Origin of the sequence: Raoultibacter timonensis (assembly GCF_900240215.1) — a bacterium.
GTDB classification, from domain to species: domain Bacteria; phylum Actinomycetota; class Coriobacteriia; order Coriobacteriales; family Eggerthellaceae; genus Raoultibacter; species Raoultibacter timonensis.
In genome coordinates, this window is the sequence record NZ_LT964679.1 from 499,319 (window position 1) to 525,129 (window position 25,811).

Here is a 25,811-nt window from a genome sequence, read left to right on the forward strand (position 1 = left end):
CCCGTGGCCTGGGTGCGGGCGCGAACCCCGAAGTCGGTTGCCAGGCAGCAGAAGAGAGCCGTGCGGAGATCCGCGAAGCGCTCGCCGAAGCCGACATGGTGTTCGTCACCGCCGGCGAAGGCGGCGGAACCGGTACCGGTGCCGCTCCCATCGTAGCTGAGATCGCGCGTGAGGAAATCGGCGCGCTCACCGTGGGCATCGTTACGAAGCCCTTTTCGTTCGAAGGACGTCTGCGCCGCAACCAGGCGGAGCAGGGCATCGATCTTCTATCTCAGAAAGTCGACACGCTCATCGTCATCCCGAACGACCGCCTGCTCGAGATCGTCGAGAAGAAGACCACCATGCTCGACGCGTTCCGCATCGCCGACGACACGCTGCGCCAGGGCATCCAGGGCGTCACCGACCTCATCACCATTCCCGGTCTCATCAACCTCGACTTCGCGGACATCCGCACGGTTATGAAAGATGCGGGCACCGCGCTCATGGGCATCGGCCGCTCTTCGGGCGAGAGCCGCGCGCTCGACGCCGCGCAGCAGGCTACGAACTCCAAGCTGCTCGAATCCTCGATCTCGGGCGCCTCGCGCGTCCTGTTCTCCATCGCCGGCGGCCCCGACCTCACCCTCACTGAGGTCGACGAAGCGGCCCGCACGGTCGAATCCTGCGCCGACGAGAGCGCGAACATCATCTACGGCCAGATCATCGACGAGTCGCTCGGCGACGAAGTGCGCATCACCGTCATTGCAACGGGCTTCAAGCAGGGCGCATCGCAATCTTCGATGGATTTTTCGCGTAAGGATCTGTTCGCTTCGACGACGCAATCCGCTCCCGAGCCGGTGCAGCAGCCTGCGTCCGTCAATTTCTCGAACACGCCGAACGGCCGCTTCGCCGACGAGGACTATATCCCGGACTTCCTGAAGCGCCAGCGCTAAGCCGCATAAGCTGTTTCACGTATCATGGAAACGACCCTTGAGTTGCCATTGCCGCATCTGACCAAGGGTCGTTTTGCGTCTCTTGAGGTTATCACCGACGAAGCGCTGTTCGAGTGCACCGGCGTGCGCATCGCATTCACCGAACGCGCGGGGGGCGCAAGCGAGGGGCCCTTCGCTTCGCTCAACCTCGGCGACCATGTAGGCGACGATCCCGTGCGCGTTGCGCGCAACCGCGCGATCGTGGCCGAGGCGTTCGGCATCGCTCCCGAAAACCTCGTGGTGCCCCGTCAGGTCCACGGAAGCCGCATCGTGCGTATCGGGGAAAGCTCCGCTGAAGCGGTTGCGCACGCCCGCGAGGAGTCCTCGGCGGGAGCGGACGGCCTTGCCGTCGAGGCATCGGACGTGGCCGCCCTTCTATGCTACGCCGATTGCGTTCCCGTTATCCTGGTATCGCCGAGCGGGCGTTTCGTAGTCGTACATGCGGGTTGGCGGGGCGTGGTGAACGGGATAGCCGAAGATGCGGTGCGGTTGCTGTCCCGCCTCGACAAGGAGGACGGCCTGGGTGCGACGGCATCCCGTACGAACGTCTACCTCGGCCCCCATATCCACAGCGAGTGCTTCGAAACCGGCGAAGACGTGCGCGCGCAGTTCGTCGATCGGTTCGGAAGCGCCTGTGCGCCCGACCGTACGCACGTCGATCTCGGCGCTGCGCTTCGCACGGGTTTGGCCCGTGAGGGCGTCGAGCGCGTGTGCGATGCGGGCGTATGCACGGTTTGCGATAACGATCGGTTCTTCTCGCATCGCGCCCAGAATGGCACCGCAGGGCGCCACGGCGCGTTTGCGGTTCGAAAGGGATGAGAGCTATGAGCATACAGACACGATACGGTTCGTTGGCGGACCGGATCGAAAAGGCCTGCCTGAGCGCGGGTCGCGATCCGCGCGAGGTCACCTTCGTAGCCGTCTCGAAGACGGTCGGCCCCGACGAGGTAGCGCAGGCGTTTTCTGCCGGTGCGCGCAACTTCGGCGAGAACAGGCCTGAGGGCCTGCTGGAAAAAGCACCGCGGTTCAATGATGCCACCTGGCATTTCATCGGTAACATCCAATCGCGCCGCATTGGCGATATCGTTGCACACGCCGATCTCGTGCACTCGCTTTATCAGGCGCGCCATGCCGATAAGATAGACGCCGCCGCTCGCGAGGCAGGCAAGGTGCAAGACGTGCTCCTCGAGGTGAACGTGTCGGGGGAGGCGAGCAAGAGCGGGCTCGCGCCCGACGAGGTCGAAGGAATGCTCGAGCACTGCCTCGGGCTTGCGAACCTTCGGGTCTGCGGACTCATGACCATGGCCCCTCAGGGGGATCAAAGCGTTGCCCGGGCGAGCTTCGAGGGCTTGCGCGAGCTTCGCGACAGACTCAAAACCGCCCATCCCGCGTGCGACGATCCTCGTTTCATGCATGATCTTTCTATGGGAATGAGCGAAGATTGGCGCGAGGGTATAGCCGCGGGCGCTACCATAGTCCGAATCGGGAGAGCAGTTTTCGATGATGCCTTCGAATGAGCGGGCATTTCGCAATAGAAGCAAGGCGCCGGACACGCAGCATCCGGCCGAAACGAAGCAGGTGATACGATGGAACTGCCAAGGATAGGGAAGTCTGACGGGGGAATGCTCAGCGGAATCAAGAGCAAGCTCGGTCTTGGCGACAGCAACAACGGCGCCTACGATGACGAATACTACGACGACTACGGCGACGAGTACGGCGAAGGATACGAAGAGGACTACGGCGAGTACGGAGAGGGATACTCCGACGACTACGGCTACGAGGAGCGCGGTTCGTCGCGCTCTGCGCGCACGGGCGCCCACAGCGCATCGTCGCCCCGCTTGGTGTCGATCGACGATGTGCGGGCCAACACCCAGGTGCCCGAGAGCTTGAAGCGGGATCCGCTGCCGCCTCGGCACGCAACCTCTGCGACGACCGCTTCGACATCCTATTCGGCGGGTTCCTCCTCGTACAGCGCGGGTTCGGGCTATCGTTCGAGCTACGGCTCGTCGCGCCAAGTCGAGCGTGCAGCCGATTACCTGCGCAGCACCGAGACGAGCGACCTTCCCTCGGGAACCCAGCGTTCCGAGGGGCTGAACTCGCTGTTCACCTCGACGGCTGCCGCGGCGGACGCTTCCTCCTCGACGCAGGCATCGCCGTCGTCGAGCTACGACCCCTACGAGGCGTACGCGGGATCGGGCGCCTCCTCGCACAACCCGACCCGTTCGCTCAGCGTGCTCAAGCCTTCGAGCTACGGTGAGGTCGAGCGCGTGGCGAAAATCGTCAAGGCGGGCGACGTGGTGGTGCTGTCGCTGCGCAATACGCCCGATCATCTCGCCAAGCGCATCCTCGATTTCTCGTTCGGCGTCTCGAGCGCCCTCGATGCGAGCGTCGAGTGCATCGCCGACAAGGTCTTCGTGATCCTGCGCGGTAACGCGCTATCCGCCGACGAGCTGACGGCTTTGCGGAACCAAGGCGTGCTGTAATGGTGCAGCTTTCGAAGGACGTGCGCATAGCGCTCATCGGAGGCGGCAAGATGGGCGAGGCCGTCATGGGCGGCTGGATCGCCTCTGGCAAGGAACCCGCAGCGTCCCTTACGGCCGAGAACTTCGTCGTGGCCAACCCCGGGTTGCCGCGACGCGAGCACCTCGAGCAAGCCTACGGAGTCGCCTGCGTCGAGCAGGCCGTCGACATCGATGCGGCCGATATCGTGGTCCTGGCGGTCAAGCCCCAGGTGATGATGGGCGTGCTCGAGGCGATATCCTCCGAGCCGCAATTTGCGGAGTGCCTGTTCGTCTCCATCGCCGCCGGCATGACGACCGAGCGGCTGCAAACGGCGCTTCCCTCGCGGGCTCGTTTGGTGCGCACGATGCCGAACACGCCGCTGCTCGTCGGCGCGGGGGCAACGACCGTGTGCGGTTCTGCGAGTGCGACCGAAGGCGATATCGAGCTTGTGCAGGCGCTGTTCTCCTGCCTCGGGGCCGCCTTCGTGGTCGACGAGGACGATATGGATGCGACCGGTGCTCTTTCGGGATCGGGGCCCGCTTATGTGGCGGCCATGATCGAGGCGCTTACCGCCGCCGGTGCAGGCGAGGGACTCGATGCCGGCTTGGCCGAGCAGCTTGCTCTGCAGACCGTGTTCGGCACCGCCGAGCTCATGCGCGAAACGGGCCAAACGCCCGAGCAGACGCGCATCGCGGTATGCAGCCCCGGCGGATCGACGCTCGCCGCCCTTGCTGCGATGGACGAAGCCGGGCTTTCCCGGGCATACGAGGCGGGCGTGCGCGCCGCCGTACAACGATCTAAGGAGTTAGGTGCATGCTAAGCTTCAAGTACCTGCTTTCGTCGCTCGTCGACGTGTACACCATGATCATCTTCGTGTACGTGCTCATGTCGTGGATACCGACGAAGCGGGGCATTCTGGCCGACATCGACAACGTGCTCGCGAAAATCTGCGATCCGTACCTGAATCTTTTCAGGAAATTTATACCTCCCCTTGGAGGAATGGTGGACGTTAGCCCCATAGTTGCCCTGCTTGTATTACAATTTGGATTACGTTTGATCTTAATGCTCTTTTAAGGCATTACCATGTGTTCGCAAGGACAAAGTGAAGGGAAATCGCAATGGCTATGACTTCGGCTGATATTCAGAATCAGAGCTTCTCCATAGACCGTAAGGGTTACGATGTGGATGAGGTCGACGTATTCCTCGAGCATGTCGCGAACGAACTCGACGATATGAACGCGATCATCGATCAGCTGCAAAGCGAACTCGACGACAACAAGTTCGGCGGCTTCGACCGTCCGGCCCGCAATATCCCCAGTGCTTCGAACGAGGAGCTTGCCGAGAAGGATGCCCGCATTGCGGAGCTCGAGCGCCAACTCGAAGAGAAGAAGGCCGACGGCAACGCTATCGCCCAGGCGCTCATCATCGCCCAGCGTTCCGGCGACGAGATCATCGCTACCGCCAACGCCGAGGCCGCTCAGACCCGTGCGGACGCCGAAGACGAAGCCCAGCGCATTCTCGACAAGGCGAACAACGAGAAGCAGAAGATCATGGATGCCATCAAGGATCTCGAAGAGGACCGCGAAGACGTCCGCGGCGAGTACCAGGATCTCCTGAAGGACTTCATCGAGTCCGCGAGCAAGAAGCTCGTCGAGATCGGCGGACCCGCTCCCGCATCCGTTGCGAGCGCGCATGCCAAGCCGGCAGCCCGTACCGCCTCGAAGGCTCAGGTGCCCATCCGCAAGGAAACCGCCGCCGCTACGACGGCTGCGTCTTACACGACGCCGTCTGCGAGCACCTCGTCGGTTGTCGTGCCCACCACGCCCAAACCCTCCCGGGTCGAGAAGGACCTCTCCGGCTTCGGCGATGCCGACGACGGCTTCGAGTTCGAGGAAATCGACTAAAGCAATCATGCGACGCGGGCTTCGGCCCGCGTTTTTTTTATTCGGCAGGCGGTACGGGCGATTGGGCGGTTCCCTCATTCGGCGGCTTGCGGTTGCGTGCGGCGCTCGCGTTCGCGCTTTGCATTTGCGGCTCGCGTCCCGCGTGGCCCTTGCATTTGCGGTTGGGATTCCGCACGGTTTTGCACCCGGCAGCTTGTGCGCGTCCGCGTGATCCTCATGTCCGCCAACCGCCTCCGTGCGACGTTTTTCAGCCGATCGGTGCGCTCCTCTCTTGCATCATGCCTGGTCATGAAAAAATAGAAGGATGGAAACCGTCATTAATTGTCGCACGGAGGCGGTTGGCGGACAGGGAACTTCTTCGGTTCGCGCTCGCAGGTTTTGCGGCTGAGCTGCATGCGCTTCGCGGAATGCGCTTGCTTTTTGCCTGCCTGCATGCGGTATGCTTCAAAAGCGGCATGGGCGGGGTTTTCCCTATGTGCGTGCGTGGTTTCCACCATGGTTTTGTACGATAATTCTGAAAGCCGAAAAAAGCTGTTGACGATGACGTAGCGTCATCACGTATCGTTTTGTGCTGTTCGGGGCTTGTACCCGTTCGCGAAGACGAGATTGCCAAGGCGAGACGCTTGCGTCCGCCGAATGTAGGAGAACTGATGACCGATCCGGCATATCTGACGGTAGGGGATCTTGCGCGCCGCGTGGGGGTTACCGTGCGCACGATCCAATACTACGATCAGCAGGGCCTCCTTTCGCCGTCGGCGAAAGGGCCTCAAAACCAGCGTTTGTACACCGAGGAGAACGTACAAGATCTGTACCGTATTCTGACTCTGAAGTATCTGGGGCTTTCGCTTTCGGAGATCAAATCCGGTGCAGGACTTTTCCGCGATGCCTCGGCGTTTCATGCGCTGGCTGACGAGAAGATGGACGACATCGAGAAGGACTTCCAAGAGCTGTTCAAGCGGCTGACGACGATGCGCGCGTTGCTCGAAGCTTCGAACAACCCCGGCGAGGTCGAATGGGAGAACATGGCGGCGACCATCGAGCGGAGCCAGGACGATAGCCAGTTCTTCTGGAGGCTCACCTGCATCAGCGAGAGCGGCCTCACCGAGGCTACCGACGAGGACATCGCGCTGCGCGGCCAATCGGTATCCAAATGGCACGAGCTTATCGCCGACACCATCAGGCAGATGACCGAAAACGAGGCGCTCGATAGTCCGGGCAACCGCGATCTCGCGCGCCGATACCTCGAACTGGACGAATCGCAGCAAACGCTTTCGGCAAACCAGAACTTCATCCTCATGGAGAACATATCGCCGCATCGCGGCCATGCTGCGGGGCATTACGGGGAAGACGGCTCGTTCGACGAGCTGCGCCAGTCGGTGTGCGATCACCTCGATGCGGTAGTGGCGGCTTACCAGCGGGCAGAATAGAGGCAGGCTGCTCGATCCAAGGGCGCGGCACGGATACCGACCAATAAAGTAATACATTACTAAATAGACGAATAGCGACGAGAGGAAGGCACCGACGATGATCGTGTCATGGATGACGACGAACCAATGCAATCTCAAGTGCGTGCACTGCTACCAGGATGCCGAAGAGCAGCAGGAGCGCGAGCTAACCACCGAAGAGGGCATGAAGATGATCGACGAGATCGCCCGTGCCGGGTTCAAGATCATGATCTTCTCGGGCGGCGAGCCGCTTCTGCGCCCCGATATCTTCGATCTGGTCGCCCATGCGGCGCGTGCCGGCCTGCGCCCGGTATTCGGCACGAACGGCACGCTCATCACCGAAGAGGTCGCCCGGCGCCTTAAGGAATGCGGAGCCATGGCGATGGGCATCAGCGTCGACAGCCTCGATCCCGCCAAGCACGACAAGTTCAGGGGCCTTGCCGACGCCTACGACCTCACCATGGAGGGCATCGAGGCGTGCAAGCAGGCGAGCCTGCCGTTCCAGCTGCACACCACCGTGGTCGACTGGAACCGCGACGAGGTGTGCGCCATCACCGATTTCGCCCAGGAGATCGGCGCCATCGCCCACTACATCTTCTTCCTGATTCCCGTGGGCCGCGGCGTGTACATCCAGGAGACGGGCCTCGAAGTGCTCGAGAACGAAGCGCTGCTCAAGGACATCATGCTCAAATCTGCCGAGGTCTCCATCGACGTGAAGCCCACCTGCGCCCCGCAGTTCACCCGCGTGGCCAAGCAGCTCGACGTTGGGACGCGGTTCTCGCGCGGGTGCTTGGCGGGGCTCACGTACTGCGTGATCGGTTCGGAGGGCATCGTGCGCCCGTGCGCCTACATGACCGAGGAGGCGGGCGACGTGCGCGAGACGCCGTTCGATGAGATATGGAAGACGAGCCCCGTGTTCGAGCGCTTGCGCACCGAGGAGTACAGCGGTGCGTGCGGCACCTGTGACTACAAGCAGGGGTGCGGAGGATGCCGGGCGCGCGCCGCGTACTACCACGACGGCGACATCATGGCGCAGGACGAGTACTGCGCCCACGGCCAGAAGCTCGAGGAAACGAACGGTGCGGCCGTTTAGGCGGAGATCGGGCGTGCGAAGCGCGCTGTTGGTTGGCACGGTACCTATGAACGGAAGGGAAGCGAAGATGGAAGCTGTACGACACGATGTGAAGGTGTTTCTTGCGGGGCTGGCGGCGGTGGTCGTGCTCTGCCTCGGGGCCACGGCTCTGCTCGGCTGCTCGTCGCAGGATGCGTCGAGCGAGCCGGCGGATAAGAATCAGGCTGCGGAATCGGATGCCGCTCAAGGCCAGAACGCGACAGAGCCCTATACGTTTACCGACGACACCGGCGCCGAGGTGACGGTGCAAAACCCCGAACGCGTGATCGCCTGCATGGGCAGCTTTGCGAATACGTGGGAGCTTGCCGGCGGAACGCTCATCGGCGCTTCCGACGATGCGTTCGAGAGCTATGCGATCGAATCGGCCGATGTGGCGAAGGTCGGCGACTTCTCGGCACCGAACCTCGAGACCATCATCTCGCTCGAACCCGATTTCGTCATCATGACGAGCGGATCGGGCGGACGCGGCGGCGATTCGAACCAGGCGGAACTCAAGTCGAGCCTTGAAGCGTCGGGCATTCCCGTGGCGTTCTTCGAGGTGACTACGTTCGACGACTATCTGCGAATGCTGCGCACCTTCTGCGACATCACCGGGCGCGACGATCTGTACGACAAAAACGGCCAAGCGGTCGCCGATTCCATCGAGGGGATCAAGGCGAAGGTGCCTGCGGGCGAGGAACCGAGCGTGCTTCTGATGACCACGTTCTCGGGCGGTACCCGCGTGCAGAATTCATCGAGCATGACCGGCGCCATGCTCGCCGAGCTCGGCGCAGCGAACCTCGCCGACGAGAACCAGAGCCTCCTCAAAGACTTCAGCCTCGAATCGGTGATCGAGCTCAATCCCGATTACATCTTCGTGGTGCCCATGGGCAACGACGATGCGGCCGCGATGAAAAACCTCACCGAGGCGACCGAGGCCAACCCCGCCTGGTCGACGCTCTCCGCCGTGCAAGACGGGCACTACATCACACTCGAAAAGGAACTCTTCCTCTACAAACCCAACGAGCGCTGGGCGGATAGCTACCAGACGCTCTTCGACCACCTGTATGCGTAACGTTTCTCCCATGAACGTGCCCCCTCGCAAGCATACCGGTGCGTGTATCGCCCTCGCCGTCGCCGCAGTGCTCGTTGCGGTGACGGCGGCGGCGTTCCTCGTGGGATCGTCGTCGGTGAGCCTCGGAGATCTTATCGCCTGGGCAACCGGGGGCGAGGTGAGCGATGCGGCGAAAAGCATCCTCATGAACGTACGGCTTCCCCGCGTGCTCGCCGCGCTGCTCTCGGGTGCTGCGCTCGCGGTTGCGGGCGTCATCATCCAGGCGGTGCTCGACAACCCGCTTGCCAGCCCCAACATCATCGGCATCAACTCGGGCGCGGGGCTGTTCGTTCTCTTGGCCGCATCGCTTTTCCCCGGAATGCTCTGGCTGCCGCCTTTGGCCGCGTTTCTCGGGGCGCTTGCAACGGCGCTCATCATATTCGGCATATCGCTGGGCGCGAGTACGTCGAGGCTCACGGTGGTGCTCGCAGGCATCGCCATCACCTCGGTGTTCGGCGCCGGCATGAACACGATCCTCATCGTGAACCCCGATGCCTACATCGGGTCGTCGACGTTTCTCGTGGGCGGTCTGGCGGGCGTGCTCATGAAGGACATCCTGTGGCCCGCCGCCTACATCGTACTCGGCTTGATTGCGGCGTTCGGCGCAGCGGGCAAGCTCAACATCATGGCCCTCGGCGACCAGACGGCCCACTCGCTCGGCATGCGGGTTGCGCGGGTGCGCCTCTCCCTGCTCGGGCTCGCCGCCGTGCTTTCGGGCGCGGCTGTGAGCTTTGCGGGGCTACTCGGGTNCGCCACCTTTCGGGCGGCGAGCGCCAGAGGGCGTTCATCGCGATGACGCTCGCTCAGGACACGGGCATCATCGTGCTCGACGAGCCGACGACCTACCTCGATATCCGAGCCTGCCACGAGACCATGCAGCTGGTGCGCCGACTCAATGCCGAGATGGGAAAGACCATCATCATGGTGATCCACGACCTCGATCTGGCGCTGCGGTATTCCGACAACCTCATGGTGATGGAGCGCGGCATCTGCTCGCATGCGGGTACCGTCGACGAGGTGCTCGAATCGGGCGCGATCGAGCATGCCTTCGGGGTGAGCATCCATGCGGTGGGATCGAGTTTCGGCCGTTCGTACAGCCTGTTCCCGGCGTAGGCGCAGCGCCCGAACGGCGTCGCGGCAGGCGGGTGGCGGGGGGTAGGGCCACCGGAGGGTGGCGCCNACGCGTTGAACGCGCGCATGGAAAGAAAGCTATCGAGCAGCCTCTCTCGCAGGGCTTTTTCGTCTTCCACGACGGCATCGGCGATGGCCTCTTCGATCGACCAGCAGGTGCACCTAAGGTATTCGGCAGCGGGGTTTTCCGCATCGTAGCCTTGCGGCATGCGCTTGAGCGGCATGCCGATGAACGCGAACCGGGCTCTGAACGCTTCGTCTTCCACAAGAGAGAGGAATGTTTCAGGATCTGCCGCGATGGCGTCGCGGACCAGCTTCACCGCCTCTTTGAGCCGCGGTGCAAAGAGGCCGCCGCCTGCAAACGAGTTCCCCGGAGCGATGCTCACGAAGTAGCCGACGGGTACGGGCGCGCGTCCCGCAGGCGAGATATGCGCTCTGAACACGGGGTTGTAAGGCGATTTGTCGTTGCTGAACCGCGTATCGCGGTTGATGCGAAACACGAGGCTTTTGGGGTCGAGGTGCCCGACCTGCTCGCCCTGGCCGGCAAGATCGTCGATGCAGGTTTGCACGAGTGCGAGAAACTCTTGCTGGGCGGCTTTCTTTCGATCCTCGTTTGCGTGCATCCATGCGAGGCTGTTGTGCTCGCGGACGTCGGCAAGGAAACCGAGCAGAGCGCTAGTTGCCATATCCGGCCCCCTTGCTCGGATCGAGCACGATGTCGAAACTCTGCGTGCTCATACAGGCAGCGAGGAGTTCTCTGGTTCGCGGCGTCGATCGATACGACGGAAGCGAGTCGAACAAACACGAGTAGCCGTCGAGCTGATCCATGGCATCGACGAACGCGTTGTTTTCCGCATCGGATCGATCGAGCGCCGAGTATTCGAGGCTGCGGGGCTTAAGCCTTTGCGTTGCGATGGCGAAGTTGACGCGTCGCCCGCACGAGCAAACATCGGAGCCTCCGTGCTGGCAGTAGGTCGAGAGGAACTCCGAGACCGTTTTGCGAGCGCGGGAGAGACGCTGTCGATATGCCTCGGCGGTGATGCCGAGAATGTCCGAAGCGGTGGTGCTGTCGATCTTGAACATGGTTCCGAGCACGTAGGCGCATCGGCTGTCGGCGTCGAGGCATTGCAGCATGACGTTGGTGCAGGAGAGCTTGAGCTCGCGTTCGAGCAGGCTTTGATCGACGCCCTCGGAATGATCGGGCACGTCGAGCGCCCGCTTGTCGCAGATGTCGGCACCGTACATCTCGAAGCTGAACGGCGCATCGGCGAACATATGGGAGCGGCAGTCTTTCAGATGATTCACGGCAATGCGGTAGACCCAGGTTGAAAACGCGCTCTCTTTTCTGAAAGAGGAGAGGTGCGTCATTATCTTGACGGCGATCTCCTGGGTGGCGTCTTCCGCGTCGTGGATCGTACCGAGGAAACGCAGGGCAAGATTGAACGCGAGATCGCTCGCGCTGTCGAGCAGCTCTTCGAGTGCCTGGCCATCGCCTGCGACCGCCTTGTCGATGAGTTCGAAATCGTGTTCGTTTGCCTGTTCGTTTGGTTTCATACATCCGCCTTTCTGCTGGCGGCAGCGCCGCCTTCTGTCCGTTGCATGTGATTAGACGGGTACGCGGGCGCAACTGTGACACAGAATATCAGGAAAGACCGCTGAGCGGCGAGGGGTCCCGCATGCCAGGCGATGCGAAGAAAGAAAAGCGAGTGGGCCGGTAAGCCGGGTTCTGTCGTTGGGACGATCATTTATCTCGAACGCATGTCGCCATGCGCCTCTAGCACGCAACCCGAACGCACGGAAGGGCAGCCGTATCGCGTTCCTATTTGCGCTTGCTCCAGATGGGGTTTACCAAGCCGCGCCGTTGCCGACGCGCTGGTGCGCTCTTACCGCACCGTTTCAGCTTTTCCCCCGTTTCCGCGCACCGAAGCGTGTTTCCGCGAGGGAGTCTTCTTTTCTGTGGCACTGATCCGTCGGGTCGCCCCGCCCAGCCGTTAGCTGGCATCTTGCCCTTTGGAGCCCGGACTTTCCTCACACACAGTGCGCGATCGTCTGGCCCACTCAGGTATGGTATTCTACCAAATCATCACCCAAGATAAGGCAGGAACACATGAACGGCACCACTGCGCATTTTCGTTTCGCAACCAAAGGCGATATACCGGGCATTCTCGAGATGATCCGCAGGCTTGCGGCCTATGAGCATGCCGAAGACGAAGTGCGCGCTACGCCCGAGCTGCTCGACGAGTGGATGTTCGAGAGGCGCGCGGCCGAAACCGTCGTCATGGAGGCGCCCGATGCGGGCATCGTCGGGATCGCGGTGTTCTTCCAGAACTTCTCGACGTGGACGGGAACGGGCGGCATGTACCTCGAGGACCTCTACATCGACGAGCCGTACCGCGGCAACGGCGCAGGCAGGGCCCTCATGGCCCATCTTGCCGGCATCTGCAAGAAGCGCGGTTGGGTTCGCCTCGATTGGTCGTGCCTCGATTGGAACGAGCCGAGCCTCGGGTTCTACCAGCGCATCGGTGCGGCGCGGATGGACGAATGGGTGCACCATCGCCTTTCGGGCGATGCGCTCGAAGCGCTTGCGGCAGAGGCGGTGTAGCCGTGCTGCGGGACGAGGCCGCAACCGTACGTCCGGCGACCGAGGCCGACGTCGGCTTCCTGATCGATCTGATGGCGGGACTCGCGGCGTATGAGGCGACGATCGAAGGCGGCTACGCGGGGGAAGTGACGGTAACTCCCGAAGCACTTGCGGAGCTTCTCTTCGAGGAGCGTTCGATCGGAGCGCTCGTGGCCGAAGACGGACGGGGCCGCATCGTCGGCTGCGCAACGTATTTCCAGATCAGATCAACGTGGACGGGAGCGCCTTGCCTGTATCTCGAAGACCTGTTCGTCGATCGGCGCGCCCGCGGGGCGGGGATCGGCCGAGCGCTCATGGCATCGCTGGCAAGCCTGTGCGAAACGCAGGGCCTCAAGCGCATCGATTGGATCTGCTCGGCGTCGAACGAGCCGAGCCTCGGTTTCTACGAGGGGCTCGGAGCCGTGCGCATGGACGGGTGCCTGCACCATCGCCTTTCGGGCGATGCGCTTGCAGCGCTTGCGAAGGAGGCGCGCTGATATGGCAACGTGCGCCCTGGTCGGGGCTGTTGAGTTCAATGCGGAGCACTTCGCCTCTCAGCGGTTTGACTTCGTGATCGCGGTGGATGCGGGATACGCGCATCTCGAGAAGATCGGCGTCGCGGCCGATCTCGTGGTGGGCGATTTCGATTCGCTCGGCTACGTGCCCGCCCATCCCAACGTAGAAACGCATCCGTCGCACAAGGATGCAAGCGATATCGAGCTCGCGATGGACAGGGCCGCCGAAGAGGGCTTCGACACGCTCGTGGTGTACGGTTGCATGTCGGGCAGGCTCGACCACACCTACGGCATGCTCCAGCTCTTGGCGCGGTTCGCCCGTCGCGGCCTGCGCGTCTTCGCGATAGGCGATACGTTCGCCGTGTGCGCGCTTGAAGGCAGCAGGTGCGGGACGCTGCGCTTCGATGCGGTCGAATCGGGTACGCTTTCGACGTTCGCCCTCACCGATGCGGCGCGCGGCGTAGATGAGGCAGGTCTTGAATACCCGCTCGATAAAGCGACGCTTTCAAACGACGAGCCCCTCGGCGTTTCGAACGAGTTCATCGGCGAGCCCGTGACCGTTTCCGTCGAGGAAGGCACGCTGCTCGTTTTTTTCCCGCTGCATGCGTGGTCTGCGATGACTTTGGGCGAGTAGAGCGCCCGATGGCGGCTCGTCTCTCCGAAGTCTCGAGCGGACGCGTACCGATCTTCGCTTCGCATCGGATACCGCCGAAGCTGCGTCCGCTCGGCGAAGGCCCGGGTTGGGCGGGGTGAGATTGCCCCGGTTTCGTTTCGGCGCGTCTGCGATCCTATGCGGGTTCGGCCGAGACGAAGATTCTGCTTGCGGGATAGTAGGTCAGGTAACAGGTGCCGCCGGAGTCGACGATCTCCTCGAGCGCTGTTCGGTCGTGTTCGGAAATCGAAACCCTGCGGGAGGTTCCGTCCTCGAGAGCGGTGAACTCGATCTCGAGGGTGGTTGGGGAAAGGGCGCGATAGCGGCCGCTCGGACGATTCTCCTCGACACCGCTCAACCAGCACAGCGAAGTCTGCGGGCCGCTCGCGCGATCGGCTGCGTATTCCGAAAACGTCATGGAGCCCCCTAACGCACCGAGCGCGGCCATGGCGAGCATGAAGAGGATGAGCCAGAACGGTCCGATGGTCTGATACGTTCGCGGATGCTTTTTGTTCCGTCTGCGCCATAGGACGATCGCAGCGATGCAAAGAGCCATGACTGCCAGTCGAAACACCACGTCGAACGTCGAATCCGCTCGGTCGAGGCTCGAAAGCGCACCGAGGGCGACAAGTGCGCAGCCACCGTAGATGATGACGGTCGCGCCCAGCTTGCCCGTTTCGGAGAGAATGGCGATCGCGCAATCGCGGACCGCCTCGCTTCCCCGCGGACGGCTCGTCCAGGCATCCATTGCGAAAACGCTGCCGAACAGCAGCATGGTCACGCCGAAGCCTATGAAGCCTGCTCCGAGGATGCCGTGGTTGCGCAACCCCTCTTCGCCTACCGTCGTGGATTGCATGCCGAACAGTATTGCGGCAAACGAGGCGAACAGGAGCACAGCGCCTGAGATCAGGATTGCTTTACGGGAAAACGGTGTGCCTGGGGCAACGATGGACGGCATGGACATTCCTCTTCGACGACGATACGCATCCATTGTACCCGCTTGGCGGACAAATCGGGAAACTGTCGCATCCCTGAGGACGAAATCATGCATCCGTACTTTGATGCGCATTCTAGGGCTTGAAACAATGGAGTCATCGGTACGGCACCGATGAGCGAGGTGACAAGGAGCGAGGAGGGAATGATGAACAAAGACGATTGCACTAGGGTTGAAGCACCGCAGATGTCTCGTAGAACGTTTCTCGGGGGTAGCGCTGTGGCCTTCGGGACAATCATGCTGTCGGGGGCGCTCGGGGGTATGGTTGGGTGCTCTTCGAAAGACGATGGGCCTTCCCGGGAAGATGCGGCTTCGCCGGGCGATTTCGAGCAGGCTTTGTTCGAGCTTTACGATACCGAAATACTGATTATCGGCGGTGGGCTGGCAGGTTCTCATGCGGCACTGCAAGCTTATAAACAGGGAAAAGACGTGACTGTCGTCGAAAAAGGGCCGTTTCATTTTGGAGGTGCTTGCGGATACAACTGGTGCAACTGGATCAATTTTATCCAAACCGATACACCGTGGAATCAATCGGAAGATTTTGTTTTGAACGAATTGACCAATAAGAAGATTGCAAAAGCGACCCACGAAGCGTTTACGGTCGATGAGCGAAATCTGCTTCTGCGTTATGCCCAAGAAGGAAACAATTTGTTTGTGCGAGACGAAGAGGGCAACTTTACGCCAGGTCTCGATATGCCCGATTACCCATTGTTCGGAACGTTTAACGGATTTCCACGGTATTTCACTGATTCAGTAGAGCGTTCGGGTGCGCGCATATTTGACCACACGATGATCACCGACGTTATCGTTGAGGATGGCGCCTGCGTCGGTGCGGTCGGCCTTCATATTCCGACCGGGGTAGTGCGTGTGTTCCGGGCAAAGGCGACGGTATCGTGCACCGGCGCGAGTTCGTGGATATATGGCTGGAACACCGTTGCCCCCACTTCGATCAATTCCCCCGATAACACCGGGGATGTCGATGCGGCGGCTTTCCGCCGCGGGGCTTCGCTTCAGGATTCCGAATTCTTCCAATTTGACCTGATCAGCATGTATCCGACGGGTCTAGCCGCAACATTTGTCGGCGGCATCGGCGCCGACAATCTTTGCTGCGAATACATCTGCGATGCGAATGACAATTACTTCTTCCGTGGCATGGATTATTCGACACTTGATCGCATAACCTTCACGCGTACGATAGCGAAAGCCATTCACGATGGCGGCGGGTCGCCTAACGGCGGCGTGTATGTCGACTTTTCGAATCCGGAGGCGTTCAATGCGATGGGAGAGGTATACCGTCGCAACGTTGGCTTGTGGAAGGAGGTGTTCGGAATCGACGTCGCATCGACCAAGCTCGAATGCGCCCTTGAGGCCTACGAGCACGGCAGCAACCCGCGAGTAGACGAGAACCTCATGGTCGAAGGAATGCCGGGCTTGTTCTGCTCGCGCGGCGGCGGTGTATACGGTGCTCAAGGGGGATCGTCGGTCAACGTGGCTTACAGGGATGGGTCGTATGCCATGATGAAGGCGATAGAGTATGCCGAAGGCGAGGGGAAGGGTCGATTGTCCGAATTTCACTTCGACGCCATTGCGCAAGAAGTTAATCGGCTTCATGAAATACGCGTCCGACAGGGTGAGGGGAAAAGGCCGCAAGAACTCACGCATATGATACAGAAAGCAGCTTATGCGGCATGCCAGCCGACCCGCGAAACCGATGCCATGGAGAAAGCGGTTGCTGAGCTTGCTCGCATTCGATCGGAAGAAATGCCGAAGATGACGCTAGCCGATCAATCCCTTGTATACAACAGCGACTGGAAAGCTGCTATCGAGGCGTACAACCTGCTCGATATTGCGGAGGCAAGCGCTCGTGCGGCTCTCATGAGGGAGGAAAGCCGCGGGCATAGCTATAGGCCGGATTTCCCGCAGGAAAACCCCGAAGCGTGGACCTGCAACGTAATTGCCAAAAACGTCGACGGCCATATGGAACTAGAAACCGTTCCAGTCGTCGATCTCGACTAATCGCTCCGCATGTCGTTAAAGCAGAGGAGGAATCATGAAGATTAAGGTTCAAAAGTACAATCCATCGGTCGATGCCGAGCCGGCATTCGCCGAATACGAAATCGATTACTGGGAGCATATGACGTTGTTGGAGGCTTTGGTGCTGATAAACGACACTATCGAGCCGATCGCGTTCGATTACAGTTGTCGAGGCCGCGTTTGCGGGCGATGCGCAATGGCTTTGAACGGAACGCCTTGCCTCGCTTGCGTAACGCTCGTCGGGGAGAACGGGAAAAACGATGTAACCCCGCTTCCCGGATTTCCGGTAGTACGCGATCTGATCGTCGATAAGACGAGGATCACCGATAAGGTGAGCAAGATCCTCGCTCGTCAGCGCGCGTTCGATATGTCGCTTGATGAGGTGAAGGCTCCAGTTGACCCCGAGGTGTACAAGAAGCTCGAGCCGCTTGAATACTGCGCTCGGTGCGGCGTTTGCATGGCGGCTTGCCCGGTTGTTCAAGCAAGCGGTACAAAATCGTATATCGGTCCAACAGGCATGATAGCCATTGCCAATCGGTTCTACGATCCATACGATCAGGGGGATCGGGTTGTTGAGGCAGTGCAGAACGGTTTATGGAACTGTACCGAATGCGGAACCTGCGACACGGTTTGCAAAGCTCTCGAAATCGATCATCTTTCGATTTGGAAAGATTTAAGGGCTGCTGCTGAGGCGGCAGGACTGAAGCCGGTAGACGCGTAATTCGGTAAACGCCAGTCGCTCCGCTTGTCGAAAGGAAGCGGAGCGACTTTTCGCGGTCGGCTTCGCTCGAAAGGCCTCGACCGCAGCGTGCTCGTCCGTTTTTTGTACGGGCAGACGCGTAAGGTAGTATACTTCGCATAAGGGTTCCGTATGGGGATGCGGATGGGGGAGAGATGAATCACGATGCTTGGGAACCGAGAGGCTTGTTCGACAGCGAAGACGTTCAAATCAAGCTTCGCATCATGCACGCGGTCGACCGCTCGCTCGATCAGGTGACCGTCGCCGATTTATGTGAAAAGACGGGTATATCGCGCCAGACCTTCTATCGAAACTTCGATAGCAAGTACAGCCTGCATTGGTGGTGGCCGACGCACATCCACAAGTTCTACCTTATCGAGGTCGGCAGAACGATCGATTGGGAGACGGGCTACTTCCATCATATAAGGTTGCTTTCGCTTGAAAAGGGCTTTTTCGAGGTGGCAACCCAGTACACGCTTAACTCGCCGATCGAACGGAGCATCATGCCCCATTACCGCAAATGCGCGTTGATGGAAACGCTGCGCGATTATCGCGGCATCGAGATCGACGATGATCTTATGTTCTGCGTGGACACATGGGTGAAGACCGAGACCGAAATCCTAACCGAGTGGTATCGGCTCGGTGCGGCGCCTCCGCCGGGAGAAGCAGCCGCAAAGCTCGTCAGCGTCATGCCCCGAACGCTATACGAGGCGCTTTCGATGGACTGATGCGGCAATGTTCGGCAATGGGCTCGCTGCCCGTTTCCGAGGAAATCGCGCACGTTCGCCGTCCTGGCGCGCGAACGCGGCGAGGAGGGATATACTGGCTCATTGGCTGGCGCGTATGCGCCGCCGGCGGTTTTAGCCGCCTACATACCAGGGGAGCTTGCAGGAGGCGCATGCGCGCTGCGGCAGGCTGAGAGGAAGCGCGATCCCGCTTCGACCCTAGAACCTGATATGGATAATGCCAGCGAAGGGAGCTCTATGACGCAGATTACTGCTGCACGCGACGGAACCGTCACACCCGAGATGAAGATCGTTGCCGAAAAGGAGGGCAGGCCCGTCGAGGAGATACGCGCGGGCGTGGCTGCGGGGCGCATCGCCATTCCTGCGAACGTCAACCACCATGCGCTCTCGCCCGAGGGCGTGGGCGCAGGCCTCAGAACGAAGGTGAACGTCAACCTCGGCATATCGGGCGATCTTCACAACGAGGAAGAGGAGTTCGCCAAGGTTGCCGTGGCGCTCGAGCTGGGCGCCGAGGGCATCATGGATCTATCGAACCACGGTAAGACGCGCGAGTTTCGCACGCGCCTCATCGGGATGTCGAGCGCGATGGTTGGCACGGTGCCCATGTACGACGCGATCGGATACCTCGAAAAGGCGCTCGTCGACATCACGGTCGACGATTTCCTCGAAGTCGTGCGCGTGCATGCCCAGGACGGTGTTGATTTCGCGACCATCCACGCGGGCATGAACCGCCGCGTCATCGACTCGTTCAAGGAGACGGGACGCCTCACCAACATCGTAAGCCGCGGCGGGTCGCTCATCTTCGCATGGATGGAGGCGACCGGCAACGAGAACCCGTTCTTCGAGTACTACGACGAGGTGCTCGCCATCTGCCGCGAATACGACGTGACGATCAGTCTCGGCGACGCCATGAGGCCTGGTTGCACCTACGACGCAACCGATGCGGCCCAGATCGCCGAGCTCATCGAGATCGGAAAGCTGACCGAGCGCGCATGGAACGCGGGCGTGCAGGTGATGGTCGAGGGGCCGGGGCATATGGCGCTCGACGAGATAGCGGCCAACATGAAGCTCGAGAAACGCCTGTGCCACGATGCGCCGTTCTACGTGCTCGGGCCGCTCGTCTGCGACATCGCGCCCGGATACGACCACATTACCGCGGCGATCGGCGGAGCGGTTGCCGCTTCGGCGGGCGCCGATTTCCTGTGCTACGTCACACCGGCAGAGCATCTGCGCCTGCCCGACGTGGCCGACGTGCGCGAGGGACTCGTGGCTACGAAGATCGCAGCGCACGCCGCCGACATCGCCAAGGGCATCCCCGGTGCGCGCGATATCGACAACCGCATGAGCGATGCGCGTCGCCGCATCGACTGGGAAGAGATGTTCGACTGCGCGATCGATCCCGTGCGCGCACGGGAGTATTTCGAAAGCGCGCCTCCTTCGACGGAGGGCACCTGCACGATGTGCGGGAAAATGTGCGCCATGCGTACGGTGAACACGATCATGGACGGCCTGACCATCGATCTCGATGCAAAGTAGCCGAGGTCGGGGCCTCGGGCGAAAACGGCCGATTTTGAAGGAAAAGAGTACGCGGGGCGCCTTCGCGACAGCGCGGGCGCAGGAAAGGATATGAGACATGGAGCAGTTTGCTTTGAAGAACGCGGTCGAGACGGTGCGCGCGAGCGTGCCCCTCGTGCACAACATTACGAATTACGTGACGGTCAATGATTGCGCCAATGCGCTTCTGGCCTGCGGGGGAAGCCCTATCATGAGCGATGAGCCCGAAGATGTGGTCGATATCACGAGCATCTGCGGAGCGCTCACCCTCAATATCGGCACGCTGAACAAGTCGAGTATCGAGGCGATGTTTCTGGCGGGAGCCCGTGCGGCAGAGCTCGGCCATCCCATCGTACTGGATCCCGTGGGGGCAGGGGCGTCGGGGCTGCGGACGCGCACTGCCGCCGAACTCCTCGACAAGCTCCCCATTGCGGTCATCCGCGGCAACATGTCGGAAGTGAAGGCGCTCGCCGGCGGTGCGGCGACCACGCGCGGGGTCGACGTGTGCCCTGACGATGCGGTTACGTCCGAGAACCTTGCCGAGTCGGCTGCCTTCGCCCGGGATTTCGCGCAGCAGACCGGTTCGGTCGTTGCCATTACCGGTGCGATCGATATCGTCGCGCACGGCGACGAAGCCTACGCCGTATCGAACGGGTCGCCCGTCATGGGCAAGATCACCGGTGCGGGCTGCATGCTCTCGTGCGTCTGCGCCGCGTACGCCGCAGTCAACCAGGATTCGATGCTCGATGCGACGGTTGCAGCGGTTGCGAGCATGGGGCTTGCGGGCGAGACCGCCGAGAAGCGCATGGGTTCGCGCGATGGCAACGGGTCGTTTCGCACGTATCTGCTCGACGCGTTGTACCGCATGGACGGCGAGGCGCTCGAAGCGGGCGCGAAGATCGAGCGGATCGATCGGTAACCCATGTATCCGCGCGACAGAATACGCGAGGGCATGCGCCTCTACGCCGTCACCGACGACGCCTGGCTCGACGGGCGGACGCTTGCCGAGTGCGTCGAGCAGGCGATTGCAGGCGGTGCGACGTTCGTGCAGCTGCGCGACAAACGCGCTTCGACCGAAGAGCTGGTTGCCACGGCCGAAGCGCTTGTGCCGTTGTGCCGTAAGGCGGGCGTTCCGTTTGTGGTAAACGACGATGTCGAAGCGGCGATCGCCGCCGATGCCGACGGCGTTCACGTGGGTCAGGACGACATGGCGTGCGCGTCCGCCCGCGCCGCGCTCGGCTCCGGCAAGATCGTGGGGGTATCGGTGCAGACGCTCGAAGAGGCGCTCGAGGCCGAAGCGGCCGGAGCCGACTACCTCGGGGTGGGGGCGATGTTCGGCACGCCGACCAAGCCCGAGGCGGTCGACGTGGGCTTCGACGAACTCAGACGCATATGCGCGGCAGTCGGCATCCCGGTTGTGGCCATCGGCGGCCTCAACGAGTCGACGGTACCCGCGCTGGGCGGTTGCGGCGTTGACGGCGCTGCGGTGGTGTCGGCGATTTTTGCGGCGCCTGACATCGAAGCGTCAACGAAACGCCTTCGCATTCTCGTTGACGAGGTGCTCGGTTAAGCGCTACGATTTGCTCGGGCGCGCTGCGTACGCGCGGGCGCCCGAGCGCTTTTTCGAAGGCAGGATACGACAATCGGAAGGACCGATCATGGAAGCAGTCTTGAGCATCGCAGGCTCCGATTCGAGCGGCGGCGCCGGCATTCAGGCCGATATCAAAACCATCGCAGCCCATAAGCTCTACGCCGAGACGGTCATCACGGCGCTCACGGCCCAGAACACCACGGGCGTATACGGTGTAGTCGAGATCGATCCGGCCTTCGTCGCCCAGCAGATCGATGTCGTGTTCGACGATATCCGCCCTCGGGCGGTGAAGATCGGAATGGTTTCTTCCGCAGCTATCATCGAGGCAATCGCCGACAGGCTCGTGGCGAACGCCGCGGAGAACATCGTGCTCGATCCGGTCATGGTCGCCACTTCGGGCGCTCGGCTGATCGACGACGGGGCCGTAGCGGCGCTCATGGACAAACTCCTTCCCCTGGCAGACATCGTTACGCCGAACATTCCCGAAGCCGAGGTGCTTTGCGGACGTGCTATCTCGACGGAAGACGATATGGAGGTTGCCGCAAAACAGCTTGCCGGGAAAACGTCCGGAGCGGTGCTCGTCAAGGGCGGCCACGGAACCGAGCGCGCCGACGACGTACTCGTGACCGAGCACGGCCGCGTGGTATGGCTGCGCCACAAGCGCATCGAAACCGAGAACACCCACGGAACCGGGTGCACGCTCTCTTCGGCCATCGCCTGCGGGCTTGCGCAGGATTTCGACATGCAGGCCTCCGTTTCGAAGGCGAAGAACTACGTGACGGGAGCGTTGCAGTACGGCCTTTCCCTCGGCCGCGGCAACGGTCCGCTCAACCACATGTGGGATTACTGATCGCCTTTTCGGGTACGCGTGTCCGGTTCGCTGCGCCGGTGCCGATCGCATGGGACGACGCGGCGGCGCCGGGCGTGCTGGCTGNGCCGAATCGTGACAGAAAAACGAAGATATTCGTCGTTGCCCGGCCATCGCATTGCAATCGGCTTCGGAGTCGAATCGCTGAACTGGGGTGATTCGAGAGCTCAAGGTCGGTGCCTTTGATCTCGTCGTACCGGGTGCGCTGCGACGACGAATACGGGCGTTTTTCTGCCAACTTCGGGCGGATTACGTGCTCGCGGGTCGGGGCGGGGGCCCGGGGGCTACCTTCGAGGTGCTTGCGGCACGGGCGCAGTGCCGTCGGCTATTCTCGAAGCTGCTCTTAGCGCCGTGCGCATGGGCGCGCGAGAACTCCTGGTGTCCGCCAAGGGCCGCTGTGCGACGTTTTGAGACGTCGTTTGGCAGAACCGAGTTCGGCGACCTGCGGAAACATCGATTGATCGAGCGGAAATGCATCGAATTTTGTCGCACAGCGGCCCTTGGCGGACATCGGCTTTCCGTTGAGGATCGTCGATGCGGCTCAAACTTCAAAGCGGCACGCGCCGCCCACGTAGGTGGCGAGCACGCGGGCACCTTGGATCTCGTCTTCGGGAACGGTGAGAAGGTTGCGGTCGAGCACGGCGATATCGGCGAACTTGCCGGCTTCGATCGTCCCGAGCTCATGTGCGCGTCCGGCAGCTTGCGCGCTTCCGAGCGTGTAGGCGCGGATCGCTTCGGCCATCGTGATGCGCTCGGCGGGCAGCCAGCCGCCGAGCGGCTCGTGGGTTCGCGGATCCTGGCGCGTGACGGCGGTATAGAGCACGTCCATCGAATTCACGTCGACGACGGGGGAGTCGGTACCGAATCCCATCTTGACGCCCTGCTCCAAAAACGTGGCGAACGGCCACATCCAACGTATACGTTCGAGTCCCAAATCGCGCTCCGGGCCGCCCGGGTCGAGCGTGATGTGCGGCGGCTGAACGGCGGCCAGCACGTCGAGTTCGGCCAAACGCGCGATATCGTCTGGCTGGAAGTTCTCGAGATGCTCCAGGCAGTTCTGGCCGTGTTCGAGCGGCCCGTAGCGCTGCCGCGCCTCATCGAAGATGTCGAGCGCGCAGTGGATGGCCTCGTCGCCGATCGTGTGGACGCGCACGGCATGGCCCGCTTCGGCCGCTGCGAGTACGAGTCGGCGCATCGTGGAAGGTTCGACGGTGGGCCGTCCGCGATCGCCCTCGAACCGGGCGTTCGCGTAGGGTTTTTCGAGGTAGGCGGTGTGCTGGCTCGAAACGCCGTCGAAGAACTGCTTGAAGCCGGGAGCCTGCAGGCGGGGGCCGGTGAACCGCTGTTGCATGGTTTCGAGGCGGGACATGTCCTCGGTGAGCGTAGGAAACATGTGCACGCGCACGGCGAGCCTGCCTTGGCGCTCGAGCGATTCGTAGATGTCGTCGCGCACGAAGTCGAGACCTGGACTCGCCATGAGCGACATGTCGCATACCGAGGTGATGCCGTTTTCGAGCAGCCTGTCCATGAAGCCGCAGTAGGCATCCTGCATCTCGTCGTCGGTGAACGAGGAGACGATGCGCCCCATGAGCTCCATGGCGGCTGATTCGCGGATGATGCCCGTAAGCTCGCCGCGTTCGTCGCGGTCGTAGGCGCCTCCCGCGGGTGGTTCGGTCGTTTCGTCGATGCCGAGCGCGTCGAGCGCAGCCGAGTTGACCCACAGCGTGTGGGCGTCGCCCGAATAGAGGGCAACGGGCCGGTCGGGGTAGGCTTCGTCGAGCGAACGTCTGCTCGGCATGGCTGCCGGGTTCCACCGGTACTCGCGCCAGCCCTGAGCGAGCACCCAAGAGCCTTCGGGGCGCGATGCGGCGAGCGGTGCGAGGCGGGCGACGTAGTCGGCTTCGCTCGAGCCGAGGTAGTTCATCGCAAGGGGCGAGCTGTAGAGCGCGGAATGGAAGAAGTGCAGGTGCGAATCGTGAAAGCCGGGAATGACGAGCGCGTCGCCGTAATCCTTCACGATGGTTTCGGGGCCGCGCCATCCTTCGGCATCCGCCTTGGAACCCGCAAAAACGATGCGGTCGCCCGCAACGGCGACGGCGCCCGGTACCGCATCAGCACCTACTCCCGTGAACAGCGCTTCCGTTTCGATGATGGTATCGGCGAACACGGCCGCTCCTTTCAAATGAACCAGCTTGTGCGGTTCGGCCCGCATCGCGGGCGGCCGCGTTCAGCTTCCCTGCATACGGTAGGGAGCCTCTTACGACGGAAGCTCGAATCGGTATTCGTCTCCGCAGATGGTCTGTTTGATCTTTCCATCGCATACGAGGTAGACCAGATGAGCCATCGTCTCCGCCATCGAGAAGTACTTCTGGTCAAGCGGCCAATGGCTCCAGTTCGGATACTTCCATTGCGCGTTCTGCGAGATTGAGATGATGTCGTGATGGCCTTGCGCCACGAGTTCGTAGATTTCCTCCAGGCGTTTCTCGTGGTGCTCCTTCAGGTACAGCACGCGTCCGGCAAGGTCGGTGAACGGGTCGCCATGGGCGGGGAGCACGAGTTCGACGTCGTAGCGCTGCATCTTGCCGAGGCTCTCCATGAACTCCTCGAGCGCATTGTGGGTTGCGAACCACGACGAGATGCCCGGCGTGATGCGCTCGAGCACGTGATCGCCGATGAGCATGGTCTTCGTTTGGGGTTCGTATAGGCAGATGTGCCAATTGTCGTGACCAGGGGTTTCGATGATCTCGAATTCGTAGCCGCCCGCCTCGAACGTATCGCCCTCTTCGATGTATATGACGAGAGGCCGATGTTTTAACGGGAGCAGTTCGGCATGGAGTTTCAGGCGCACTGCGCCCTTCTCGAACGAGAGGCCCTCGTCCTGCGGTCGAGCCGCCTGTCGGACGAGCGGCTCGAACACCTTCGCCTCCATCATCTGAAGGTTCTCAACCTCCTGGAAGGAGTGGAGGTTCGCGTATACGCGCATGCCGTGGGAATAGATGCGATCGAGGTTGCCCGTATGGTCGGGATGGGAATGTGTGAGCAGGATCTCAACCGAATCCCAGGTTCGGCCGAGCTCGGTCAGAGCGGCATCGAGCGCCGCTTCGCATGCGGGATGGTCGAACCCGACGTCGACGATGGTCGTCTTTTCGTCGCTGAGGATAAAATACGAGTTCAGCTCGCGCAGGGGGTTGTCGGGCAACGGTACCCTCACGCGATACACGCGGGGAATGACCTCGGTGATAAATCCGTCGTAATCGAAGTCGTGGCTCTGTGTGTTCGGTGACGCGTCTTCCATGGTTACCTCGCGGGGGATTGCCGTCGTA

General features: G+C 61.6%; 26 protein-coding genes, 1 other RNA gene, 1 pseudogene and 1 riboswitch. Of the genes and pseudogenes, 22 read left to right on the top strand and 6 right to left on the bottom strand.

The window, feature by feature from the left end:
• The 12 genes from ftsZ to C1722_RS02165 all read left to right on the top strand — a co-directional run.
• Nucleotides 1-929: cell division protein FtsZ (ftsZ, locus tag C1722_RS02110; protein WP_102377788.1), on the top strand; the 929-nt coding region annotated here is incomplete at its 5' end.
• A 24-nt stretch (nucleotides 930-953) separates the two neighbouring features.
• Nucleotides 954-1,787 carry a purine nucleoside phosphorylase YfiH/LACC1 family protein gene (locus C1722_RS02115; RefSeq protein ID WP_102377789.1) on the top strand — a complete coding sequence of 278 codons (834 nt, stop codon included), beginning with the start codon at nucleotides 954-956 and terminating at the stop codon, nucleotides 1,785-1,787.
• Between the two features lie 5 nt (nucleotides 1,788-1,792).
• Nucleotides 1,793-2,485 (top strand): YggS family pyridoxal phosphate-dependent enzyme, encoded by a 693-nt coding sequence (locus C1722_RS02120; RefSeq protein WP_102377790.1) that lies wholly within the window; start codon nucleotides 1,793-1,795, stop codon nucleotides 2,483-2,485.
• A gap of 69 nt (nucleotides 2,486-2,554) precedes the next feature.
• On the top strand, nucleotides 2,555-3,451 hold the full coding sequence (locus tag C1722_RS02125; protein ID WP_102377791.1) for a cell division protein SepF: 897 nt from the start codon (nucleotides 2,555-2,557) through the stop codon (nucleotides 3,449-3,451).
• Nucleotides 3,451-4,290: a pyrroline-5-carboxylate reductase gene (gene proC, locus C1722_RS02130; RefSeq protein WP_102377792.1), complete on the top strand. Its 840-nt coding sequence runs from the start codon at nucleotides 3,451-3,453 to the stop codon at nucleotides 4,288-4,290. The genes C1722_RS02125 and proC overlap by 1 nt, the downstream gene beginning before the upstream one ends.
• Nucleotides 4,284-4,544 carry a YggT family protein gene (locus C1722_RS02135; protein ID WP_102377793.1) on the top strand — a complete coding sequence of 87 codons (261 nt, stop codon included), beginning with the start codon at nucleotides 4,284-4,286 and terminating at the stop codon, nucleotides 4,542-4,544. Before proC ends, C1722_RS02135 begins: the two co-directional genes overlap by 7 nt.
• A gap of 44 nt (nucleotides 4,545-4,588) precedes the next feature.
• Nucleotides 4,589-5,374 (top strand): DivIVA domain-containing protein, encoded by a 786-nt coding sequence (locus C1722_RS02140; protein WP_102377794.1) that lies wholly within the window; start codon nucleotides 4,589-4,591, stop codon nucleotides 5,372-5,374.
• Between the two features lie 650 nt (nucleotides 5,375-6,024).
• Nucleotides 6,025-6,801 carry a MerR family transcriptional regulator gene (locus C1722_RS02145; protein ID WP_102377795.1) on the top strand — a complete coding sequence of 259 codons (777 nt, stop codon included), beginning with the start codon at nucleotides 6,025-6,027 and terminating at the stop codon, nucleotides 6,799-6,801.
• A 97-nt stretch (nucleotides 6,802-6,898) separates the two neighbouring features.
• Complete coding sequence (gene nirJ2, locus C1722_RS02150; RefSeq protein ID WP_102377796.1) at nucleotides 6,899-7,912, top strand: putative heme d1 biosynthesis radical SAM protein NirJ2; 1,014 nt, start codon at nucleotides 6,899-6,901, stop codon at nucleotides 7,910-7,912.
• 67 nt (nucleotides 7,913-7,979) lie between these two features.
• Nucleotides 7,980-9,005, top strand: coding sequence for an ABC transporter substrate-binding protein (locus C1722_RS02155; protein WP_102377797.1), 1,026 nt, complete (start codon nucleotides 7,980-7,982; stop codon nucleotides 9,003-9,005).
• A 10-nt stretch (nucleotides 9,006-9,015) separates the two neighbouring features.
• Entirely contained in the window at nucleotides 9,016-9,840 is an 825-nt protein-coding gene (locus tag C1722_RS02160) for a FecCD family ABC transporter permease (RefSeq protein ID WP_244902411.1), read from the top strand.
• The gene (locus C1722_RS02165; protein ID WP_244902548.1) at nucleotides 9,831-10,157 is read left to right on the top strand and encodes an ATP-binding cassette domain-containing protein; all 327 of its coding nucleotides are present in this window, start codon (nucleotides 9,831-9,833) and stop codon (nucleotides 10,155-10,157) included. The genes C1722_RS02160 and C1722_RS02165 overlap by 10 nt, the downstream gene beginning before the upstream one ends.
• Before the next feature lie 83 nt (nucleotides 10,158-10,240).
• Here C1722_RS02165 and C1722_RS02170 read toward each other — a convergent pair.
• The 3 genes and pseudogenes from C1722_RS02170 to rnpB all read right to left on the bottom strand — a co-directional run.
• Nucleotides 10,241-10,861, bottom strand: a pseudogene (locus C1722_RS02170) (DUF2461 domain-containing protein); the annotation flags it as partial.
• Nucleotides 10,851-11,729, bottom strand: a complete 879-nt coding sequence (locus C1722_RS02175; RefSeq protein ID WP_102377799.1) for an RNA polymerase sigma factor — start codon at nucleotides 11,727-11,729, stop codon at nucleotides 10,851-10,853. The gene C1722_RS02175 and the pseudogene C1722_RS02170, both read right to left, overlap by 11 nt.
• A 145-nt stretch (nucleotides 11,730-11,874) precedes the next feature.
• An RNA gene (gene rnpB, locus C1722_RS02180) (RNase P RNA component class A) lies at nucleotides 11,875-12,236 on the bottom strand.
• A 46-nt stretch (nucleotides 12,237-12,282) separates the two neighbouring features.
• Between rnpB and C1722_RS02185 the strand changes: the two genes are divergently transcribed.
• The 3 genes from C1722_RS02185 to C1722_RS02195 are packed head-to-tail and all read left to right on the top strand — an operon-like array spanning nucleotide 12,283 to nucleotide 13,944.
• Nucleotides 12,283-12,777: a GNAT family N-acetyltransferase gene (locus C1722_RS02185; protein WP_102377800.1), complete on the top strand. Its 495-nt coding sequence runs from the start codon at nucleotides 12,283-12,285 to the stop codon at nucleotides 12,775-12,777.
• A gap of 2 nt (nucleotides 12,778-12,779) precedes the next feature.
• Nucleotides 12,780-13,292 (top strand): GNAT family N-acetyltransferase, encoded by a 513-nt coding sequence (locus tag C1722_RS02190; protein WP_180994993.1) that lies wholly within the window; start codon nucleotides 12,780-12,782, stop codon nucleotides 13,290-13,292.
• A gap of 1 nt (nucleotide 13,293) precedes the next feature.
• On the top strand, nucleotides 13,294-13,944 hold the full coding sequence (locus tag C1722_RS02195; protein WP_102377802.1) for a thiamine diphosphokinase: 651 nt from the start codon (nucleotides 13,294-13,296) through the stop codon (nucleotides 13,942-13,944).
• Nucleotides 13,945-14,098: 154 nt separating this feature from the next.
• Here C1722_RS02195 and C1722_RS02200 read toward each other — a convergent pair whose 3' ends face one another.
• The gene (locus C1722_RS02200) at nucleotides 14,099-14,920 is read right to left on the bottom strand and encodes a hypothetical protein (RefSeq protein ID WP_102377803.1); all 822 of its coding nucleotides are present in this window, start codon (nucleotides 14,918-14,920) and stop codon (nucleotides 14,099-14,101) included.
• A gap of 180 nt (nucleotides 14,921-15,100) precedes the next feature.
• On the opposite strand from C1722_RS02200, the gene C1722_RS02205 reads away from it, so the two are divergent.
• The 7 genes from C1722_RS02205 to thiD all read left to right on the top strand — a co-directional run bounded on the left by C1722_RS02205 (nucleotide 15,101) and on the right by thiD (nucleotide 22,470).
• Nucleotides 15,101-16,972, top strand: coding sequence for an FAD-dependent oxidoreductase (locus tag C1722_RS02205; protein ID WP_102377804.1), 1,872 nt, complete (start codon nucleotides 15,101-15,103; stop codon nucleotides 16,970-16,972).
• Nucleotides 16,973-17,006: 34 nt separating this feature from the next.
• Complete coding sequence (locus C1722_RS02210; RefSeq protein ID WP_102377805.1) at nucleotides 17,007-17,711, top strand: succinate dehydrogenase/fumarate reductase iron-sulfur subunit; 705 nt, start codon at nucleotides 17,007-17,009, stop codon at nucleotides 17,709-17,711.
• Nucleotides 17,712-17,884: 173 nt separating this feature from the next.
• Complete coding sequence (locus tag C1722_RS02215) at nucleotides 17,885-18,457, top strand: TetR/AcrR family transcriptional regulator (RefSeq protein WP_102377806.1); 573 nt, start codon at nucleotides 17,885-17,887, stop codon at nucleotides 18,455-18,457.
• A 139-nt stretch (nucleotides 18,458-18,596) separates the two neighbouring features.
• Nucleotides 18,597-18,724: riboswitch (TPP riboswitch) on the top strand.
• Nucleotides 18,713-20,011, top strand: a complete 1,299-nt coding sequence (gene thiC, locus C1722_RS02220; protein ID WP_102377807.1) for a phosphomethylpyrimidine synthase ThiC — start codon at nucleotides 18,713-18,715, stop codon at nucleotides 20,009-20,011. It overlaps the preceding riboswitch by 12 nt.
• A 97-nt stretch (nucleotides 20,012-20,108) precedes the next feature.
• A complete protein-coding gene (thiM, locus tag C1722_RS02225; protein ID WP_102377808.1) occupies nucleotides 20,109-20,948 on the top strand; it encodes a hydroxyethylthiazole kinase in 840 nt (279 codons plus the stop codon).
• Between the two features lie 3 nt (nucleotides 20,949-20,951).
• Complete coding sequence (gene thiE / locus C1722_RS02230; RefSeq protein WP_102377809.1) at nucleotides 20,952-21,599, top strand: thiamine phosphate synthase; 648 nt, start codon at nucleotides 20,952-20,954, stop codon at nucleotides 21,597-21,599.
• Nucleotides 21,600-21,687: 88 nt separating this feature from the next.
• Complete coding sequence (gene thiD / locus C1722_RS02235; RefSeq protein ID WP_102377810.1) at nucleotides 21,688-22,470, top strand: bifunctional hydroxymethylpyrimidine kinase/phosphomethylpyrimidine kinase; 783 nt, start codon at nucleotides 21,688-21,690, stop codon at nucleotides 22,468-22,470.
• Between the two features lie 559 nt (nucleotides 22,471-23,029).
• Here thiD and C1722_RS02240 read toward each other — a convergent pair.
• Nucleotides 23,030-24,655, bottom strand: a complete 1,626-nt coding sequence (locus C1722_RS02240) for an amidohydrolase (RefSeq protein ID WP_102377811.1) — start codon at nucleotides 24,653-24,655, stop codon at nucleotides 23,030-23,032.
• Between the two features lie 90 nt (nucleotides 24,656-24,745).
• Nucleotides 24,746-25,783: an MBL fold metallo-hydrolase gene (locus tag C1722_RS02245; protein ID WP_102377812.1), complete on the bottom strand. Its 1,038-nt coding sequence runs from the start codon at nucleotides 25,781-25,783 to the stop codon at nucleotides 24,746-24,748.
• Between the last annotated feature and the right edge of the window lie 28 nt (nucleotides 25,784-25,811).

What these genes read in the sequence shown, in the direction of transcription:
- C1722_RS02120 (WP_102377790.1), top strand. Translation starts at nt 1,793, where the DNA reads ATGAGCATACAGACACGATACGGTTCGTTGGCGGACCGGATCGAAAAG.
- C1722_RS02245 (WP_102377812.1), bottom strand. Translation starts at nt 25,783, where the DNA reads ATGGAAGACGCGTCACCGAACACACAGAGCCACGACTTCGATTACGAC.
- C1722_RS02215 (WP_102377806.1), top strand. Translation starts at nt 17,885, where the DNA reads ATGAATCACGATGCTTGGGAACCGAGAGGCTTGTTCGACAGCGAAGAC.
- C1722_RS02140 (WP_102377794.1), top strand. Translation starts at nt 4,589, where the DNA reads ATGGCTATGACTTCGGCTGATATTCAGAATCAGAGCTTCTCCATAGAC.
- thiM (WP_102377808.1), top strand. Translation starts at nt 20,109, where the DNA reads ATGGAGCAGTTTGCTTTGAAGAACGCGGTCGAGACGGTGCGCGCGAGC.
- thiD (WP_102377810.1), top strand. Translation starts at nt 21,688, where the DNA reads ATGGAAGCAGTCTTGAGCATCGCAGGCTCCGATTCGAGCGGCGGCGCC.
- C1722_RS02155 (WP_102377797.1), top strand. Translation starts at nt 7,980, where the DNA reads ATGGAAGCTGTACGACACGATGTGAAGGTGTTTCTTGCGGGGCTGGCG.
- thiE (WP_102377809.1), top strand. Translation starts at nt 20,952, where the DNA reads ATGTATCCGCGCGACAGAATACGCGAGGGCATGCGCCTCTACGCCGTC.
- C1722_RS02115 (WP_102377789.1), top strand. Translation starts at nt 954, where the DNA reads ATGGAAACGACCCTTGAGTTGCCATTGCCGCATCTGACCAAGGGTCGT.
- C1722_RS02145 (WP_102377795.1), top strand. Translation starts at nt 6,025, where the DNA reads ATGACCGATCCGGCATATCTGACGGTAGGGGATCTTGCGCGCCGCGTG.
- C1722_RS02210 (WP_102377805.1), top strand. Translation starts at nt 17,007, where the DNA reads ATGAAGATTAAGGTTCAAAAGTACAATCCATCGGTCGATGCCGAGCCG.
- C1722_RS02125 (WP_102377791.1), top strand. Translation starts at nt 2,555, where the DNA reads ATGGAACTGCCAAGGATAGGGAAGTCTGACGGGGGAATGCTCAGCGGA.
- thiC (WP_102377807.1), top strand. Translation starts at nt 18,713, where the DNA reads ATGACGCAGATTACTGCTGCACGCGACGGAACCGTCACACCCGAGATG.
- C1722_RS02185 (WP_102377800.1), top strand. Translation starts at nt 12,283, where the DNA reads ATGAACGGCACCACTGCGCATTTTCGTTTCGCAACCAAAGGCGATATA.
- proC (WP_102377792.1), top strand. Translation starts at nt 3,451, where the DNA reads ATGGTGCAGCTTTCGAAGGACGTGCGCATAGCGCTCATCGGAGGCGGC.
- C1722_RS02205 (WP_102377804.1), top strand. Translation starts at nt 15,101, where the DNA reads ATGATGAACAAAGACGATTGCACTAGGGTTGAAGCACCGCAGATGTCT.
- nirJ2 (WP_102377796.1), top strand. Translation starts at nt 6,899, where the DNA reads ATGATCGTGTCATGGATGACGACGAACCAATGCAATCTCAAGTGCGTG.
- C1722_RS02135 (WP_102377793.1), top strand. Translation starts at nt 4,284, where the DNA reads ATGCTAAGCTTCAAGTACCTGCTTTCGTCGCTCGTCGACGTGTACACC.
- C1722_RS02175 (WP_102377799.1), bottom strand. Translation starts at nt 11,729, where the DNA reads ATGAAACCAAACGAACAGGCAAACGAACACGATTTCGAACTCATCGAC.
- C1722_RS02200 (WP_102377803.1), bottom strand. Translation starts at nt 14,920, where the DNA reads ATGCCGTCCATCGTTGCCCCAGGCACACCGTTTTCCCGTAAAGCAATC.
- C1722_RS02195 (WP_102377802.1), top strand. Translation starts at nt 13,294, where the DNA reads ATGGCAACGTGCGCCCTGGTCGGGGCTGTTGAGTTCAATGCGGAGCAC.